The sequence below is a fragment of the Bacteroides sp. OM05-12 genome, from assembly GCF_003438995.1.
Taxonomy (GTDB): Bacteria; Bacteroidota; Bacteroidia; order Bacteroidales; family Bacteroidaceae; genus Bacteroides.
Genome location: NZ_QSUN01000018.1, coordinates 16,109 through 33,638, shown reverse-complemented (window position 1 = coordinate 33,638; position 17,530 = coordinate 16,109). Strand labels below are relative to the sequence as shown.

At 39.7% G+C, this 17,530-nt stretch carries 14 protein-coding genes; all 14 read left to right on the top strand.

From position 1 onward, the window contains the following. Positions 1–70: 70 nt before the first annotated feature. The gene (locus DXB63_RS12895; RefSeq protein ID WP_233522855.1) at positions 71–1,492 is read left to right on the top strand and encodes an LA2681 family HEPN domain-containing protein; all 1,422 of its coding nucleotides are present in this window, start codon (positions 71–73) and stop codon (positions 1,490–1,492) included. Between the two features lie 271 nt (positions 1,493–1,763). Beyond that, positions 1,764–2,714 (top strand): PorP/SprF family type IX secretion system membrane protein, encoded by a 951-nt coding sequence (locus tag DXB63_RS12890; RefSeq protein ID WP_122126829.1) that lies wholly within the window; start codon positions 1,764–1,766, stop codon positions 2,712–2,714. A gap of 5 nt (positions 2,715–2,719) precedes the next feature. Continuing rightward, positions 2,720–4,147 (top strand): SUMF1/EgtB/PvdO family nonheme iron enzyme, encoded by a 1,428-nt coding sequence (locus tag DXB63_RS12885; protein ID WP_199604209.1) that lies wholly within the window; start codon positions 2,720–2,722, stop codon positions 4,145–4,147. 13 nt (positions 4,148–4,160) lie between these two features. Then, the gene (gene gldL, locus DXB63_RS12880) at positions 4,161–5,090 is read left to right on the top strand and encodes a gliding motility protein GldL (protein WP_122126827.1); all 930 of its coding nucleotides are present in this window, start codon (positions 4,161–4,163) and stop codon (positions 5,088–5,090) included. Positions 5,091–5,120: 30 nt separating this feature from the next. Next, a complete protein-coding gene (gene gldM / locus DXB63_RS12875) occupies positions 5,121–6,695 on the top strand; it encodes a gliding motility protein GldM (RefSeq protein ID WP_122126826.1) in 1,575 nt (524 codons plus the stop codon). A 13-nt stretch (positions 6,696–6,708) separates the two neighbouring features. Beyond that, a complete protein-coding gene (gldN, locus tag DXB63_RS12870; protein WP_122126825.1) occupies positions 6,709–7,818 on the top strand; it encodes a gliding motility protein GldN in 1,110 nt (369 codons plus the stop codon). Between the two features lie 69 nt (positions 7,819–7,887). Continuing rightward, a complete protein-coding gene (locus DXB63_RS12865) occupies positions 7,888–9,336 on the top strand; it encodes a sodium:solute symporter (protein ID WP_122126824.1) in 1,449 nt (482 codons plus the stop codon). Between the two features lie 486 nt (positions 9,337–9,822). Further along, positions 9,823–11,283: a glycosyltransferase family 2 protein gene (locus DXB63_RS12860; protein WP_122126823.1), complete on the top strand. Its 1,461-nt coding sequence runs from the start codon at positions 9,823–9,825 to the stop codon at positions 11,281–11,283. Next, positions 11,280–12,221 (top strand): DUF4922 domain-containing protein, encoded by a 942-nt coding sequence (locus DXB63_RS12855; RefSeq protein WP_122126822.1) that lies wholly within the window; start codon positions 11,280–11,282, stop codon positions 12,219–12,221. The genes DXB63_RS12860 and DXB63_RS12855 overlap by 4 nt, the downstream gene beginning before the upstream one ends. Then, positions 12,218–13,513, top strand: a complete 1,296-nt coding sequence (locus DXB63_RS12850; RefSeq protein WP_122126821.1) for a SpoIID/LytB domain-containing protein — start codon at positions 12,218–12,220, stop codon at positions 13,511–13,513. The genes DXB63_RS12855 and DXB63_RS12850 overlap by 4 nt, the downstream gene beginning before the upstream one ends. 9 nt (positions 13,514–13,522) lie before the next feature. Further along, positions 13,523–14,815 carry an MFS transporter gene (locus DXB63_RS12845; RefSeq protein WP_122126865.1) on the top strand — a complete coding sequence of 431 codons (1,293 nt, stop codon included), beginning with the start codon at positions 13,523–13,525 and terminating at the stop codon, positions 14,813–14,815. A gap of 17 nt (positions 14,816–14,832) precedes the next feature. Next, on the top strand, positions 14,833–15,675 hold the full coding sequence (locus DXB63_RS12840; protein WP_122126864.1) for a BadF/BadG/BcrA/BcrD ATPase family protein: 843 nt from the start codon (positions 14,833–14,835) through the stop codon (positions 15,673–15,675). A 5-nt stretch (positions 15,676–15,680) separates the two neighbouring features. Continuing rightward, on the top strand, positions 15,681–16,508 hold the full coding sequence (gene murQ, locus DXB63_RS12835) for an N-acetylmuramic acid 6-phosphate etherase (protein ID WP_122126820.1): 828 nt from the start codon (positions 15,681–15,683) through the stop codon (positions 16,506–16,508). Positions 16,509–16,658: 150 nt separating this feature from the next. Beyond that, positions 16,659–17,339: a porin family protein gene (locus tag DXB63_RS12830; RefSeq protein ID WP_122126863.1), complete on the top strand. Its 681-nt coding sequence runs from the start codon at positions 16,659–16,661 to the stop codon at positions 17,337–17,339. The last annotated feature ends 191 nt before the right edge of the window (positions 17,340–17,530 follow it).

The following is a 17,530-nucleotide window of genomic DNA, read 5'->3' as shown; positions in this document are numbered from 1 at the left end:
TTTTAACTACGTTTTTATTATGTGCAATATAAACACACATACACCATTGGAAATCTTAAATAAATTGGCTATGATATTCGAAACCTCAAGGGAGGAAAGAAATCTATCTAAACTCAAAGAAGGTTTGGACCTGTCAACGAAAGTTGATATTAGCCAATTTAATAAAAGTGAAAAATGTAGATTTCATTATTTCGTTGCGAATGGATGGAGTTATGTGTTGTCATTAAAATATGATTCACCAGAGAATGCCGAACTATTTTCTACGGAATACGAAAAAGAGATTTATCATTTGAGAGTTGCATTGCATTTTATAGACGACGTGAAGGCAATGGATGCTTGCCAAGTATTGACCAACCTTGGATGTGCTTTTAGCCATATTGGGAGATACGCAGAAGCTCAATACTACTTTAATTGGGCTTTAAACATTAATTCTGATTTCGGCATGGCATTAGGGAATAAAGGATACGGTTTATATCGTTATGCAAGGGAATTGTTCGACGGAACCCATCAATTCATCTTTTTACAATACGCTCGTAAATATCTATTGGAGGCGTCTGAAAAGAAAGATGTGTATCCCGAAGTTGGTTATGGATTTCACGAATTAGCCAATCATATAGCAAGTAGCTACCCATCTGAATTATTGGACGATTATAAAGTGTATCCTGATATTTTAGCAGATTGTACTGAGGAAGACAAAGATTATCGTCTTTGGTGCATTGACAATGTTTTGTTCTTGAATCCGCTAAATGATGTTATTCGACAAAATATAGTTGCCCGTGATATTTTACACACGCCAGCAATGACACTTAAAAGAGAAGATAAGCCGATATATCAATCTATATTCAATCAGATTAAGCAGGAATTTGTTACAGCAAGGTTCTTTTTTTATGATGGAGCCTATAATGACAGAAAGCATTTCTCGAATCGAGAAGTTACGCTTTACAGCGTTTTTGACATGCCGTTATATTCAATAAATATCGAGAAAGTAAAGATAGCATTTCGTTTATGTTATTCCATCTTTGACAAAATCGCATATCTACTCAATATTTATTTGAAATTAGGTATTGATAAGAATAAGGTTTCTTTTCGAAATATCTGGCACAAAAGCGGCAATGTTAAGAATCCGATAAGGACAGAAATTTTCAACGAGCATAATTTAGCTTTGCGTGGGCTTTTTTGGCTAAGCAAGGATTTGGATGAAAAAAGCGGTTCGCCAATTGAGCCGGAAGCAAAAGAGATTGCTACTATCCGAAATTACATCGAGCATAAATCTTTCAAAGTTGTAGAAGTTAAAAATATGTATTGGGATGAAGCTCCCGAAACTTATGAAATCGAACAAGATGCTTTCTACGATAAAACATTGCGGTTATTAAGACTAACACGTTCTGCTCTACTATATTTATCATTAGCTATTTATGAAGAGGAAAGTTATAAAACCCCTTTGGAAGGAGGAATAAGAACAATAGAAATGGAATTATTGCAAAATTCATAGTATTTGTTTGTCCAGAAATCATTATCTTTGTCCTCAGATAGCCTCCGATAGCGTGGTTTGTTTGGCTAAATGTTATTGTGTCAATGATAACTGGCTGATAAACAAATATTGAACAACTCTTCAACGAAGAAGAGTATTAAGTGAGTATACATCTGTTATAAACAGATATATGAGAGGGAGTTTGATTAAAAAGCTCCCTTTTTTATATATTGGCACAATTTATTCACAATTTGTCAGTTTTATAAGGTACGGAAATTCTTTACATGATTGGATGAATATTAAAAGGCTGTTACTATTTGGTTGTCTGTTGCTTTGCTTTCTTAAGGGGAAAGCCCAGTTTGATGTAGAGTTTACTAACTACTGGGCGTTGAATGGATTCTATAATCCGGCGTATGCGGGGCAGACCGATAAACTGAATATTTACGGAACATATAGTATGCAGATGCTGGGTTTTACTCATGCAGCAAAGTCTATGTATTTTGGTGCGGATATGCCTTTTAAGTTTTTGGAAAAGAAACATGGCGTAGGTGCCGGATTTTTTAACGAAGGTATCGGTTTGCTCCGTAATCAACGTTTTTGGCTACAATACTCTTTTAAACTTAAACTGTTTGGTGGTAATTTAGGGATAGGAGCCCAGTTGGGTGGATTAAGTATTTCTTTTGACCCTAAGAACTTGTATCTCGGAGAAGACGAGAGTTCTAAGAACGACCCCGCTTTTCCCTCTTCTGAAGCAAGTGGAACAGGATTTGATATTGATTTCGGGGCTTTTTATACTCATCCGATATTTTATGCCGGTTTATCTGTTTCGCATCTTAATGCTCCTACTGTTCTTTTGGGTGATAATAATGAAATAAAAGTAGACCCTACATTTTATTTCACAGGCGGATGCAATATAAAAACGAAAAATCCGTTAATTTCAATACAACCGTCGGTGATGCTTAAAACAGATATGGTAGTTTTTAAGGCGGATTTGACGGTGCGTGCTTTATATACCTGGAATGAAAAAGTGTATTATGCAGGTTTATCGTATAGCCCGGGAAATGCTGTTTCTTTTCTTTTGGGTATGCAACTGAAGGATTTAACTGTGGGGTATGCTTACAATATGTTTACGTCTAAAATCGGTGCACTTAGTGGCAGTCATGATATTTTCGTAAACTATTCGATGAATATGAATTTTATGGGAAAGAGTAAAAATAAACATAAGAGTATACGCATATTATAATGAATATGAAAAAGTTGTTGTTAATTGGCTGTATAGTAATTCTAGGGACGCTGTCTGCCTGTATGGGGCCGGCAGGAGGAGCTTCAGCGGGGGGCGAATTGACCGGAGTTAGTGCGGTAGCGTGGAATGAACCTGCTCCTTATGGAATGGTGTTGGTTAAGCGCGGTTCTCTCAAAATAGGTCCGGAAAAATCGGATAGCCTTTGGGGTATTTCTGTTCCTACGAAAGAGGTCTCTGTTGATGCTTTTTGGATGGATGAAACAGAGATAACGAATTCAAAATATAAGCAGTTTGTATTTTGGGTACGTGATTCTATCATTCGTGAGCGTTTGGCTGATCCGGCTTTTGGTGGAAATGAGTTATACAAGATAGAAGAGGATAGAGAAGGAAATCCTATTAAGCCTCATTTAAATTGGAACAAACCAATTCCTTGGAAAAAGGCGACGGAAGATGAGCAGCTGGCCATTGAAAGTGTCTATAAGATACACCCGGTAGAGGGTAATAAAATACTGGATGCTGATCAGATGAATTATGCTTATGAGTTCTTTGACCATACACAAGCAGCTTTACGCAAGAACCGAATTAATCCGGCAGAGAGAAACCTAAATACTGATGTGCCGGTTAATATGGATGAAGTCATTATGATTTCAAAAGATACTGCATATGTGGATGAAGACGGACGCATTATCAACCAGACGGTAACCAGACCATTATCTAGCCTGTATGATTTTCAGAATAGTTATATTATAAATATTTATCCGGATACGACTTGCTGGGTGAATGATTTTCAGAATGCTTATAATGAGCCTTATATGAAGTTGTATTTTAGTCATCCGAGTTATAATGGATATCCGGTTGTCGGCGTTAACTGGGAACAGGCAAATGCTTTTTGTGCATGGCGCACGAACTATTTATTGGCAGGCTTACGTGGTGCGGCAAGATTTATCCAACGTTATCGTTTACCTTCTGAAGTGGAGTGGGAGTTTGCGGCAAGAGGTGTTGACGGTAATATTTATCCGTGGAAAGAAGAAGAGACAAAGTCTGATAAGGGATGTTTTTATGGGAATTTCAAACCAGACAAAGGTGATTATACCAAGGACGGTAATTTGATTACTACAAGGGTCGGAGCATACTCACCCAATTCCAATGGTTTATATGATATGGCGGGTAATGTGGCAGAATGGACTTCAACGGTTTATACTGAAGCCGGAGTTTTATCAATGAGTGATATGAATCCCGATTTAACGTATAATGCTGCTAAGGAAGATCCCTATATGATGAAGAAGAAAACAGTAAGGGGAGGTTCTTGGAAAGATGTTGCTGCTTTCATACGTTCGGATGCCCGTACTTATGAATATCAGAATGTGGGACGTTCATATATCGGCTTTAGATGTGTGAGAACGCAGATAGGATACAATAGAAAAGGTAAATAAAGATATATAAGATATGACAGACAAAGATAAAAAAGGGGGATTGACCCGTAAGTTGCAGGATTTTCTTGCGAGCTATCAAGGTAAAGTTATGTTGAACTATGCCTATAGCTGGGGTGCTGCTATCGTAATTTTGGGTGCTTTGTTTAAGCTGACTCACTTGCCGGGAGCAAACTTTATGTTATTTGCCGGTATGGGTACGGAAGTTTTAGTGTTTTTTATTTCTGCATTTGACCGACCTTTCAAATCATATAAGTGGGAAAGCGTTTTCCCGAATATAAAGATTGCGGGTGCAGATTATGGAAAGAAAGAAAAAGAGGATGAAACAGCTGACGAATCCGAAGACTCAATGAGTACCGTAATGCAAGCTCAAGGCATGCAAGGTCAACAGACCGGAGGAGGCGGTGGTGCCATCTTTATTGGTGGAATGGGAGGAAATATCCAAGTTCCTCAATCGGTAGTGCAAGGTGCCCAGCCAAATGTTGTTACGGAAGCTACTGAGGCTGCCGGAGCAGTACCGACAGGTACTATGCCTGCGGGGGCTGGTAATATGGCAGGTGGTGTTCCTTTTATATCAATAGGTTCGGGCGGTGTCGCTCCGGTAACTCCGGGAGTAGAAGTAAGTCCGGAAATGGAGGAAGCAACAAAGGCTTATTTGGATCAATTGAAAGAAATGACAGATGCTTTGACCCGTTTTGTTGACCAAACGAAATCTATGGGACAAGATGCGGAACAGATAAATATATTGAATAAGAACCTTAATGGGATCAATGCGATTTATGAAATACAATTGCGTAGCATTAGTTCACAATTAGGAACTTTGGATGAGATTAATGAACAAAGTAAAAAGATGGCTTCTCAAATCGATGAACTGAATAAGGTATATGCACGTATGCTGGAAGCTATGACAGTAAATATGAAAGTAAACGGGACAGATAATGTCTGATTTGTTTAAAATATAAATTAATAAAGAACAATGGCAACATCAAACGGACCGGAAACCCCAAGGCAGAAGATGATAAACTTGATGTATATCGTCTTAATGGCTATGCTTGCCCTGAATGTTTCCTCGGATGTGCTTAATGGCTTTTCGTTGGTAGATGAGAGCTTAAATCGTTCTACCTCGAATTCAACGACACAGAATCAGTCTTTATATGATGACTTTTCTTATTATATGGAGAAGAATCCGGAAAAAGTAAAGGCTTGGTATGATAAAGCTCAACACGTTAAGCGTATATCTGATTCTTTATATGACTATGTGGATGAACTTAAAGTACGTATAGTGAAAGAATCGGACGGTAAAAAAGGTGATGTGAAGAATATATCCAACAAGGAAAATCTTGAGGCTGCATCTTATATCATGCTTTCTCCCCGGACCGGACAGGGTAATAAGCTTTTCAATAGTATTAATGAATATAAGAAAGAAATATTGTCCATGATAACGGATTCACTTCAGAGAACGATTATCAGCGATAATTTAAGTACGGAGGTTCCTAAGAAGTCATCCGCTTTGGGTAAGAATTGGCAAGAATATATATTTGAGAATACACCTGTTGCGGCAGCGGTTACACTGTTGACTAAGTTGCAGAATGATATCCGGTATGCTGAGGGTGAAGTGCTTCATACATTAGTGAAGAATATTGATGTGGGTGATTTGCGTGTGAATCAGGTAAATGCCTATGTCATACCGAACTCACAGAATATTGTGCGTGGTGGTAAATTCAGTGCAAATATCATTCTTGCAGCTGTCGACTCTACCCAGCGTCCTTCTATATTTATAGGTGATAAAGAATTACCTCAGGAGAGTAACGGACTTTATGAAACGATTTGCAACAGCACAGGTGAGTTTACTTTAGCCGGCTATTTGGAGTTGAATCAGGGGGATGGGAGCGTACTTAGAAGGGACTTTTCACAGAAATATACTGTCGTAGAACCCTCGGCAACAGTCTCGGCTACGATGATGAATGTGCTTTATGCCGGTTATGACAATCCGATAAGTATATCCGTTCCGGGTGTGCCGAATCAAAAGATACAGGCTACTATATCGAATGGCAATGGAACATTAAAGAGTGTTGAAGGGGGATTTATCGCTCATCCGTCTAAAGTTGGCGAAGATGCGGTAATTACGGTTAGTGCCAATTTGGAAGGTAGAAATCAGGTGATGGGACAATATGCTTTCCGTGTAAGGCAATTGCCGAACCCGACTCCTTTCATAGAATATAAGGATGACAAGGGCAATCCGCAGAGATATCGTGGAGGGACAGGATTTTCGAAAGCTCAGTTAATGGGTACTGAGGGAATTATTGCAGCCATTGACGACGGGTTACTGAACATTAAGTTTAATGTATTGAGCTTCGAGACTGTCTTTTTTGATAATATGGGAAATGCGGTTCCTGAGATTTCAGACGGAAGTAAATTCTCTAACCGTCAACGTGATTTATTCCGCCGTCTGTCAAGAGGTAAACGTTTTTATATTTCTCGTGTAAAAGCGGTAGGACCTGATGGAGTGGAACGTTTATTGCCAACATCGCTTGAAGTAATTGTAAATTAAAATATAACAAGATATGAAACGCTTTATTTGTATAGTAACATTTCTTTGTTCTCTTTTTGCTGTACAGCAAATAATGGCACAGCCGCCATTGCGTAGGGCACAACAAGAAAAGAAAGAGTCGCAATCGGCACCTGAACTTTCAGTGAGGGCCAAAGCGCAATATACAGGACAAGTGCCGATGCCTGAAGAGGTTATCTGGAAACGTGAAATATATCGTACGCTAAATTTAAAAGACGAGAAAAATGCGGCATTGTATTTTCCTGTAGAACCGATAGGGAATAGAATGAACTTGTTCACTTTCATCTTTAAGTTGATGGCGGAAGGCAAGATCCCGGCGTATGAATACAGATTGGATGGTACTGAGTCTCTGACTGCCGAAAATCGAATTAATTTCAGGGATTTATTGGATCGTTTCCATATTTATTATGAAGAACAGATTGAGAAGAGAGACACTTTACTTCGGATAGATAATAGTGATATACCTTCATCGGAAGTATTGAGCTATTTTATAAAAGAGAATTGGTATTTCGATCAGCGTTCTTCAACTATGAATGCTAAAGTCGTTGCTATTTGTCCGGTGCTTCATCGTACGGGAGACTTTTCTACGGAAGAGGTTAAATCACCGATGTTTTGGTTGGATTTTAATGATATAAGCCCTTATTTGAGCCAAGTGCCTGTTATGACCAGTGATTTGAACAATACTTCGAACCTGAATGTAGATGATTATTTCACAGCAAGGATGTACAAAGGGGAGATTTATAAGACAACCAATATGCTTAATCAGACATTGAGCCAGTATTGCCCTACGGACAGTGCCCTTGTAAAGGAACAAAAACGCATAGAAGGGCAGCTGAAAGCGTTCAATGATAACTTGTGGGAATCTACCCGGATTAAGCCTGTTGAACCTGTTGATAGCGTAGCTTTGGCGAAAGAGAGCACTGGTAAATCCCGGGATAAGGTCGCTTCTGTGGGTAGAAATTCAAAGAAGAAAGGAACGGATAATGCCGCTGCTTCATCTACCTCTACTAAGCAAGAGAAAGTAAAGAAAGAATCTTCTAAGGCTTCTAAATCTTCCTCGTCTTCTTCCGGTCCGAGAGTTTCTGTGAGACGCCAAAGAAGATAGTTCAGGAAATAGGTTTTACCTTTGGGTATTTAATGATTAACGGATTGTAGATAAAAACAAAATGAACTTATGAGTCCTGTATTGGTTTTATCTACAATCTTTTTTTATTTCGTTATTCTCTTCCTTATCTCTTATTTTGCGGGTAGAAAAGCAGACAACCAAGGCTTTTTTGTAGGGAATAGAAAGTCGGCATGGTATCTTGTTGCCTTTGCCATGATAGGCTCCAGTATCTCTGGAGTAACTTTTGTTTCCGTCCCCGGCATGGTGGGAGCCAGTAACTTCTCTTATCTTCAAATGATGCTGGGTTTTATGGCCGGGCAGTTTATTATCGCCTTCCTACTGACCCCACTATTCTATAAGATGAATCTGGTATCTATCTACGAATATTTGGAAAGTCGTTTTGGTGCTTCTACTTATAAAACGGGTGCCTGGTTTTTCTTTATCTCCAAAATGCTAGGTGCTTCCGTTCGTCTGTTTCTTGTTTGTGCTGTATTGCAATTACTGGTTTTTACCCCTTTGCATCTTCCTTTTATACTGAATATCGTGTTTTCGATAGCATTAGTATGGCTTTATACCTTTAAAGGAGGAGTTAAAACGTTGATATGGACAGATTCCTTGAAAACCTTTTGTCTGGTTTCATCCCTTATACTTTGTATTTATTATATCGTGTCTGATATGGACTTGGGCTTTGCGGATATGTTCCATTCCATTCGTGAAAGTGGGTATATGAGAGTGTTTTTCTTTGATGATGTCAATGATAAGCGCTTTTTCTTCAAACAGTTCATGGCAGGTATTTTTACGATGATAGCTATGACAGGATTGGATCAGGATATGATGCAACGTAATCTTAGCTGTAAGAACTTTAAAGACTCGCAGAAGAATATGGTTGTGAGTATTGTCTCGCAGTTTTTTGTAATAGGGCTGTTTTTGATGCTAGGCGCACTTCTGTATTTTTATGCTGCACAGAGAGGTATACAGTTGCCGGAAAAGAGCGATGAACTATTCCCGATGATCGCCACGCAAGGTTATTTGCCTGTAATTGTCGGCATTCTTTTTGTGCTGGGATTGGTGTCTTCTGCCTATTCTGCCGCGGGATCGGCATTGACGGCACTTACAACTTCATTTACCGTGGATATCCTGGAAACGACCAAGAAGAAAGATGAGAATGGAGTGGCTAGAGTGCGTAAACTGGTGCATATAGGAATGTCGGTGGTAATGGCTGTGACAATCCTGATTTTTAATTTATTGAACAATACAAGTGTTATTGATGCGGTTTATACTTTAGCAAGTTATACCTATGGACCTATACTTGGCTTGTTTGCTTTTGGCATCTTTACTAAGAAACAAGTGTATGACCGCTATATTCCGTTAGTCGCTATTCTTTCTCCGATATTATGTTTTATTCTGCAAAAGAACTCGGAAGAATGGTTTAACGGTTATTCTTTCAGCTATGAACTTCTCATATTTAATGCTTTGTTTACTTATCTCGGAGCCTGTCTTCTGATTAGAAAGAAATAAGGCTTATAGTTCTTGTTTCAGCATCGGGACTGTTAGGTGCGTTCTCCCTGTGTATTGTAATTTTCTCTTTGATGTCTAACCGGACTCTCCCTGACGAAGTTGCCGAAAGACGTAGTGCATTCGTAAGAAAGATGTAGTGCGTCGAGTATGAAGACGTAGTGCATTTTTATGAGTCGTGCAAAAAGCGCGACAAATTTTCAGCACACATAAGGGCGATTGATGTCACAAGTTTTCTTATTTGAGGCTTTTTGAAAGATAAAGTGTTGGTAATGAGCTCCGCGACAAAAATTTAGTAGGGGGTATAAAATATAAGTTAATAGTATATAGATTATATATAGGTATGGTACGTTTTATTTAGAGCTATTTCCTGTAAACCGATAGGCTAGGTAAGTAAGTCGATAATTCTTTTTGATTTAGCTAAGTTTGTTTTATATTTGTTGAGCCTTTCGCTCGTATTGGCTGAACCTAGTAAAACGAACAAATAAGATGAAAGCAATAATCAATTGTTTTATTCCTTTTAAAGATAAAGAGCAGGTTGTCGAAACTGTAAAGGGACTACAAGAAACCGGCTTGGTGAATAAGATTTATTTGTTGTCTGACCGACATATTGAATCGGTTGACGGCTGTGAGTTACTTCCGGCAGACTCTTTGAACGGTACAAGCACGATGAAAGGAATTGCGTCTCATTCGGATAGTGAATATTCACTGGTTTATACCAAATATACTGTTTTGCAATTGGGTGAATATGCTTTAGAGCGTATGCTACGTATAGCGCATGATACCCAGGCGGCAATGCTTTATGCGGATCATTATCAAGTGGTGAAAGGTAACTCCTCTATATGTCCGGTGATTGATTATCAACCGGGTAGTCTGCGTGATGATTTTGACTTTGGTTCTGTCTTGTTGTATCGGGCGGACTTGTTGAGAAAAGCCGTTGACGAAATGGATAAAGATTATCGGTTTGCAGGTCTGTATGATTTACGTTTACGTGTTTCCTGTTTGGGTGAGTTAGTGCATATTAATGAATATCTTTATTCGGAGGTAGAACATGATGCACGTAAGAGTGGTGAAAAGATATTCGATTATGTAGACCCGAAGAACCGTCAGGTACAAATTGAAATGGAGAGTGCTTGTACGGAACATCTGAAGAGGATTGGCGGATACTTGAAACCGGAATTTAAGGACGTGGTATTTAATGAAGGAGAGTTTGAATATGAAGCATCTGTCATCATTCCTGTCCGTAACCGTATCCGTACCATAGAAGATGCTATTCGTTCGGTGCTGTGTCAGGATACTGATTTTAAGTTCAATCTGATTATTATTGATAATCATTCAACGGATGGAACGAGCAAGGTTATCGGGAAATATAGTGCCGACGAAAGATTGATTCATATTATTCCCTCTCGCTATGATTTGGGTATCGGCGGTTGCTGGAATGAAGGAGTAAACCATCCGAAGTGTGGAAAGTTTGCCGTACAATTAGATAGTGACGATGTGTATAAGGACAAGCATACCTTGCAAACCATGGTAGATGCTTTTTATGAACAAAACTGTGCGATGGTAGTCGGTACTTACATGATGACGGATTTTAATATGAATATGATTGCTCCGGGTGTTATAGACCATAAGGAATGGACGTCGGACAATGGGAGAAATAACGCACTACGTATTAATGGTTTAGGTGCTCCCCGTGCCTTTTATACCCCCGTGCTGCGTGAAGTGAAAGTACCTAATACCAGTTATGGAGAAGATTATGCGTTAGGATTAAATATCTCACGTGAATACCGGATAGGACGTGTTTATGATGTGGTATATCTTTGTCGGCGTTGGGAAGATAATTCGGATGCTTCGCTTGATGTGACGAAGATGAATGCACATAATACTTATAAAGACCGCATCCGTACTTGGGAACTTCAGGCACGTATCGCATTAAATAAAAAGCAATGAAAAGGTTGGTAACATCAGAACAGGTACAGGAACTGTTTAAAGTGCAATTAGAAAATTGGCAACTGGCGCGAGAAAATTATCTTGCATTGGGGAGAATTAAAACTAAGCGATTTCAATATGACGATTTTGAGATTCATCTTCAGTTTAATCCAGCACGTCTTGTTTCATCGGCAGCAAAAACAGATAATAAGTCTCTGAAGGAACGGAAATGCTTTCTATGTCCTGCTAATCTGCCTGAGGAACAAAGAGGATTGCCTTTTGGAGATGATTATCAGGTATTAGTTAATCCCTTTCCTATATTTCCGGAACATTTTACGATACCTTTGTTGAAGCATCTGCCACAATCCCTTTCCACTCGTTTTGAGGATATGCTTGATATGGCAACGGCATTAGATAAGTATGTAATCTTTTATAATGGTCCGAGGTGTGGTGCTTCGGCACCGGATCATGCTCACTTTCAAGCAGGCAATAAAGGTTTTCTTCCGATAGAAAAAGAATGGAAGTCCATAGATAAAGAGTTGCTTTGGGAGCGTACAGGCTTAAAACTTTATACATTGAAGAATTATCTTCGGAGTGTGCTGATAATAGAATCGGAACATAAAACAGATGCAGCGGAATTGTTTAAGAGTGTCTATGAAATGCTGGAAGTAAAGGCAGGCGAAGAGGAACCGATGTTTAATGTGTTGACTTGGCGTGAAGAGGATAAATGGATCGTTTGTTTGTTTTTGCGTGAGAAACATCGCCCGGCTTGTTATTCGATAGAAGGAGACGGAAATTTATTGCTCAGTCCGGGTGCAGTGGATATGGGAGGGGTATTGATTATCCCTTTGGAGAAAGATTTTGAGAAGATAACAAAAGAGGATGTTAGCACCGTTTTTCGGGAGGTGAGACTTAATGATATGGATAAACTGTCTATGCGTTTAAAGAGAGAATTATGAAAGAGCCGAAAGTACGTGTAGGTATCATGTCCGGACAAGAGATTCGTTTTTGCTTCCATGGTGATTATTTGTTTGGAGAAGCTTGTTTCACAGGTGAGCAATTGGTTACTTATTCTTCGGAAGGCATAAAATGGAAAGACAAATATTATTCTGAACTTTTATTTGAACCATCCGGGTTTACGGAGAGCTTTTTCGAGTTGTATGAAGTGAGTATCGGTATAGGTTTTCATTGGGAGCGAAGAGAGAACCAATCGTTTCAGGGTGCTCTGAAGTTTATAGTGGAAAATGGGAAGTTGTTAGTAATCAATCTTGTTCCGCTTGAGACGTATCTGATAAGTGTTATTTCTTCCGAGATGAGTGCCTCTGCTTCTTTGGAGTTACTTAAAGCTCATGCCGTTATATCCAGAAGCTGGTTAATGAATAAGCTGAAATCTGTCAATGGAGTATTGGTCGGTAAATCGGAGAAACCTCAGTTCGCTATTCAGGATTCCCAACTGATAAAATGGTATGATACGGACGATCATTTGCTTTTTGATGTTTGTGCGGATGATCATTGCCAACGGTATCAGGGCATAACACGTGCTTCCAGACCTACGGTAACACAAGCTGTGACGGAAACGGCAGGGGAGGTATTGATGTATGAAGGTGAAATTTGCGATGCACGTTTCTCTAAATGCTGCGGAGGGGCCTTCGAAGAGTTCCAATATTGTTGGGAAGACAAGAAACATCCTTATTTGTCCAGACAAAGAGATAGTAAGAAGTGTACAGAGCTACCGGATCTTCGTCTTGAAACGGAAGCAGAGAAATGGATAAAAAGTATTCCGGATAGTTTCTGTAATACGACGGATCAGCGTATATTGCGTCAGGTTTTAAATAATTATGATCAGGAAACCATAAATTTCTATCGTTGGAAGGTTGTATATACGCAAGATGAATTGTCCGAACTGATTAACCGGCGTTCAGGCATTGATTTTGGAACGGTAGAAGAGTTGATTCCGGTAGAACGTGGAGTATCAGGAAGACTTGTCCGTCTGAAGATCGTTGGTAGTAAGAGGACACTGACTATCGGAAAGGAGTTGGAGATAAGACGTATATTGTCAACATCTCATTTATATAGCTCGGCTTTTGTAATAGAGAGAAAAGGCGATCAGTTTATTTTCTATGGTGCAGGCTGGGGGCATGGTGTCGGACTTTGCCAGATCGGTGCGGCTGTGATGGGTGAGCAAGGTTATAATTACAACGAGATATTGTTGCACTATTATATTGGAGCGATGGTTAATAAACTATATTGAAAAAGTATGATGAAAGACAAAAAAGTATCTCCGTGGGCATGGATTCCTACTTTGTATTTTGCGCAGGGATTGCCTTATGTAGCGGTCATGACTATCTCTGTAATCATGTATAAACGCTTGGGTATATCTAACACGGATATTGCTTTATATACAAGCTGGTTATATTTGCCGTGGGTAATTAAACCTTTTTGGAGTCCTTTTATTGATTTATTGAGAACAAAGCGTTGGTGGGTGGTAACCATGCAACTGTTGGTCGGGGCAGGATTGGCAGGCATTGCTTTTACCATCCCGATGGATTATTTCTTTCAGTTGACTTTGGCAATCTTTTGGTTGGTAGCTTTTAGTTCGGCAACCCATGATATAGCGGCAGATGGTTTTTATATGTTGGCTTTGAATGTGCACGACCAGTCTTTATATGTCGGCATCCGTAGTACATTCTATCGTATAGCAACAATTGCCGGACAAGGGTTATTGGTTATATTGGCCGGTTCTTTGGAACGGTGGACGGGAAAAGTATCTTTTGCATGGTCTATTACATTTTTTATATTGGCGGGCTTATTTATAGGATTTAGCTTGTACCATAAGTTTATTCTGCCTAAACCTGCGTCGGACAGGCCTGTTGCAGGTGGTGTAACTAATGTCTCGGATATTTTTCGGGAGTTCTTCCACACCTTTGCTTCTTTTTTCAAGAAGAAACAGGCAGGTATTGCTATTTTGTTTATGTTGTTTTATCGTTTCCCTGAGGCTCAATTGGTAAAATTGATAAATCCTTTTTTACTTGATCCTTTGGATAAAGGAGGTTTGGGGCTTACAACGGAACAAGTGGGATGGGTATATGGTACGATTGGCATTATAGGATTGACGGTCGGCGGCATTATCGGTGGTATTTGTGCTGCTAAAGGCGGACTGAGAAAATGGCTTTGGCCGATGGCTTGGAGCCTTTCGCTGACTTGTCTTACTTTCGTCTATTTGGGATATGCGCAGCCTCAGAGTTTAATCGTCATAAATTTGTGTGTGTTCATTGAACAGTTTGGCTATGGTTTCGGATTTACTGCTTATATGCTTTATTTGATTTATTATTCGGATGGCGAACATAAAACAGCACATTATGCTATCTGCACGGCATTTATGGCTTTGGGTATGATGCTGCCGGGTATGGCTGCCGGATGGCTGCAAGAACATATTGGTTATGAGAATTTCTTTATTTGGGTAATGCTGTGTTGTGCAGCGACCATTGCCGTATGTTCGTTTATTAAGATCGATCCGGATTATGGAAAACAAGAGATAGAAGAAAAAGCATGAATAATAGATATAAAGATATGATATTGTTGGCAGATAGCGGTTCTACTAAAACGGATTGGTGTTTGGTAACTGATGGGAAGCCGGTGTTACACGTTTGTACGAAGGGTACGAACCCTTTCTTTCAAACGACCGATGAGATTAGCGAAGAAATTGCGAGTAACCTGATGCCGAAGTTGGAGCGGAGTGTGATTGATGCGGTTTACTTCTATGGTGCAGGCTGTGCTTTCCCTGAAAAGAACCGGATTGTCAGTACGGCAATAGCCCGGCATATAGATGTGCCGGTAGAAATAGGTAGTGACCTGCTTGCGGCGGCTCGTGCACTTTACGGTAAAGAAGCCGGAATCGCTTGTATTATGGGAACCGGTTCTAACTCTTGCTTTTATGACGGGAATGAAATTACAAGTAATGTATCTCCTTTAGGTTTTATTCTTGGTGACGAAGGAAGTGCGGCTGTATTGGGTAAACTATTTATCGGAGACTGTTTAAAGAATCAACTGCCGGCAACATTGCAGGAAAAGTTCTTTGAGCAATCCGGTCTTACGAGAGCTGAGATTATGGATAGGGTTTATAAACAACCTTTTCCGAATCGTTTCTTAGCAAGCTTTTCGCCTTTTATTGCGGCCAACCTCAGTGAACCGGAAGTTCGTTCGTTGGTACTAAATAGCTTTAAAGCTTTCTTCAAACGGAATGTGATGCAATATGATTATCGTCATTATCCCATACGTATGGTTGGGTCTGTGGCGTATTATTATCAGGATATTTTGCGTGAAGCAGCTTTTGAAATGGGAATAGAGCTTGGGAGTATCGTGAAAAGTCCTATGGAGGGATTAATAAATTATCATACTAAAAAGAATCAGTAACTAAAATGGCTTTTATAAAAATAACAGAACAACCGTCGTTATATAATGATTTGGAGAAGAAGCCGATTCGTGAACTTCTTGAAGATATAAATGAAGAAGACCATAAAGTGGCGGATGCGGTGCAGAAAGCGATTCCGCAAATAGAAAAGCTGGTGACGGAAGTTGTAAAGCGAATGAAACAGGGCGGGCGTCTTTTCTATATGGGTGCGGGAACGAGCGGTCGCCTTGGTGTGCTGGATGCTTCGGAAATTCCGCCAACTTTCGGTATGCCTCCTACTTTGGTTATTGGTTTGATAGCCGGAGGAGAGCGTGCATTGCGTTGCCCGGTAGAAAATGCAGAGGATGACATGGAGAGAGGTTGGGAAGAATTAAAAGAACATGCTATTAATGTGAAAGATACAGTTGTCGGTATCGCAGCTTCCGGTACGACTCCTTATGTGATCGGTGCATTGAGAAAGGCTCGGGAAAACGGTATTTTGACCGCTTCTATCTCCAGTAATCCCGAAGCGCCTATATCAAAAGAAGCGGATATTGCGATAGAAATGATTGTCGGACCGGAGTTTGTAACGGGAAGTTCGAGAATGAAATCGGGAACAGGGCAGAAGATGATTCTAAATATGATAACGACTTCTACCATGATTCAGTTGGGACGTGTGAAAGGGAATAGAATGGTCAATATGCAGTTGTCCAATCAAAAACTGGTGGATAGGGGAACCCGTATGGTGGCTGAAGAATTAGGAATAGAATATGAACAGGCTAAACGGCTATTGCTGCTGTATGGCTCGGTAAAAAAGGCGGTTGATGCCTATCATGAACAGAATTTGTCATCCTGAACAGAGAAACAATTAAGCTGTTTTATTGTTATTTCTTTATAGAAAGGCGAATATGCGGTAGAGCCGGGTAATTACTTTTTATGCCTAATCTTTAGGGTGTTAATAAGAAATTACATATCTTTGCCTATGAATACTAAAACAAATGAACTTATGAAGAAGATTATTAGTGCTTTGTTGGTAGCTGTATGTTTGTGTATGGCCCTTCCTTCACAGGCCCAATTAAGATGGGGTGTTAAAGCCGGATTGAATTTAAATAAAGCTGATTTCTCAGGCTTGAAAGAGAACTTTAAAGCAGAAAATAAGGCCGGTTATTTTTTCGGTCCGATGCTTGATTTCACACTTCCTATCGGTGGATTGGGATTTGATGCTTCCTTATTATATTCTCAGAAGTCCGCTAAAATAGAATATACGCCGGATGATCCGAGAGAGGCTACGGCAAGTAAGACCAGCCGCCAGCATGCCATAGATATTCCTATCAATTTAAAATACTCCATAGGTATGGGTGATATGGCGAGTGTCTTTGTAACAGCCGGACCGGACTTTTCGTTTAATTTGAAATCGGACGATGTGTTCAAAGGAATTGCCGATTTGGCAGGAGAAACAATCGGTAGTGGAGTGAAAAGTACTGCAAAGAAAGCAGACATTGGTATCAATGTAGGTCTCGGTGCTAAATTAATTAATTGCCTGCAGATTGCTGTAAATTACAACATTCCTTTAGGCAACTCTAATAAAGCGACGGTTAGCGATAAGAATTTAGATACTATCTTAACCGGTGATGTATTTAAGAAAAAGAATAAGATGTGGCAGGTTTCTCTTGCCTATATGTTCTAATAGGAATAAAACTTTGTTTGAAAGGGACGTGTCCATTGCGGATACGTCCCTTTTATATTAAGTATGGAATAACTTCTGTATCTTTGAATCGTTCACCTATGGACATCCTTGCGTTTCACCATGCCTGAACGACAGGTTTCCCTTGCTCAAACGACAGGATGAGCATGGTGAAACGATTCAATTTAAAGGGA

Excerpts from the sequence above, each read along its gene's own strand:
- DXB63_RS12850 (WP_122126821.1), top strand. The coding sequence starts at position 12,218 with ATGAAAGAGCCGAAAGTACGTGTAGGTATCATGTCCGGACAAGAGATT.
- DXB63_RS12860 (WP_122126823.1), top strand. The coding sequence starts at position 9,823 with ATGAAAGCAATAATCAATTGTTTTATTCCTTTTAAAGATAAAGAGCAG.
- DXB63_RS12890 (WP_122126829.1), top strand. The coding sequence starts at position 1,764 with ATGAATATTAAAAGGCTGTTACTATTTGGTTGTCTGTTGCTTTGCTTT.
- DXB63_RS12855 (WP_122126822.1), top strand. The coding sequence starts at position 11,280 with ATGAAAAGGTTGGTAACATCAGAACAGGTACAGGAACTGTTTAAAGTG.
- murQ (WP_122126820.1), top strand. The coding sequence starts at position 15,681 with ATGGCTTTTATAAAAATAACAGAACAACCGTCGTTATATAATGATTTG.
- DXB63_RS12885 (WP_199604209.1), top strand. The coding sequence starts at position 2,720 with ATGAAAAAGTTGTTGTTAATTGGCTGTATAGTAATTCTAGGGACGCTG.
- DXB63_RS12840 (WP_122126864.1), top strand. The coding sequence starts at position 14,833 with ATGATATTGTTGGCAGATAGCGGTTCTACTAAAACGGATTGGTGTTTG.
- DXB63_RS12845 (WP_122126865.1), top strand. The coding sequence starts at position 13,523 with ATGAAAGACAAAAAAGTATCTCCGTGGGCATGGATTCCTACTTTGTAT.
- DXB63_RS12865 (WP_122126824.1), top strand. The coding sequence starts at position 7,888 with ATGAGTCCTGTATTGGTTTTATCTACAATCTTTTTTTATTTCGTTATT.
- DXB63_RS12830 (WP_122126863.1), top strand. The coding sequence starts at position 16,659 with ATGAAGAAGATTATTAGTGCTTTGTTGGTAGCTGTATGTTTGTGTATG.
- DXB63_RS12895 (WP_233522855.1), top strand. The coding sequence starts at position 71 with ATGATATTCGAAACCTCAAGGGAGGAAAGAAATCTATCTAAACTCAAA.
- gldN (WP_122126825.1), top strand. The coding sequence starts at position 6,709 with ATGAAACGCTTTATTTGTATAGTAACATTTCTTTGTTCTCTTTTTGCT.
- gldM (WP_122126826.1), top strand. The coding sequence starts at position 5,121 with ATGGCAACATCAAACGGACCGGAAACCCCAAGGCAGAAGATGATAAAC.
- gldL (WP_122126827.1), top strand. The coding sequence starts at position 4,161 with ATGACAGACAAAGATAAAAAAGGGGGATTGACCCGTAAGTTGCAGGAT.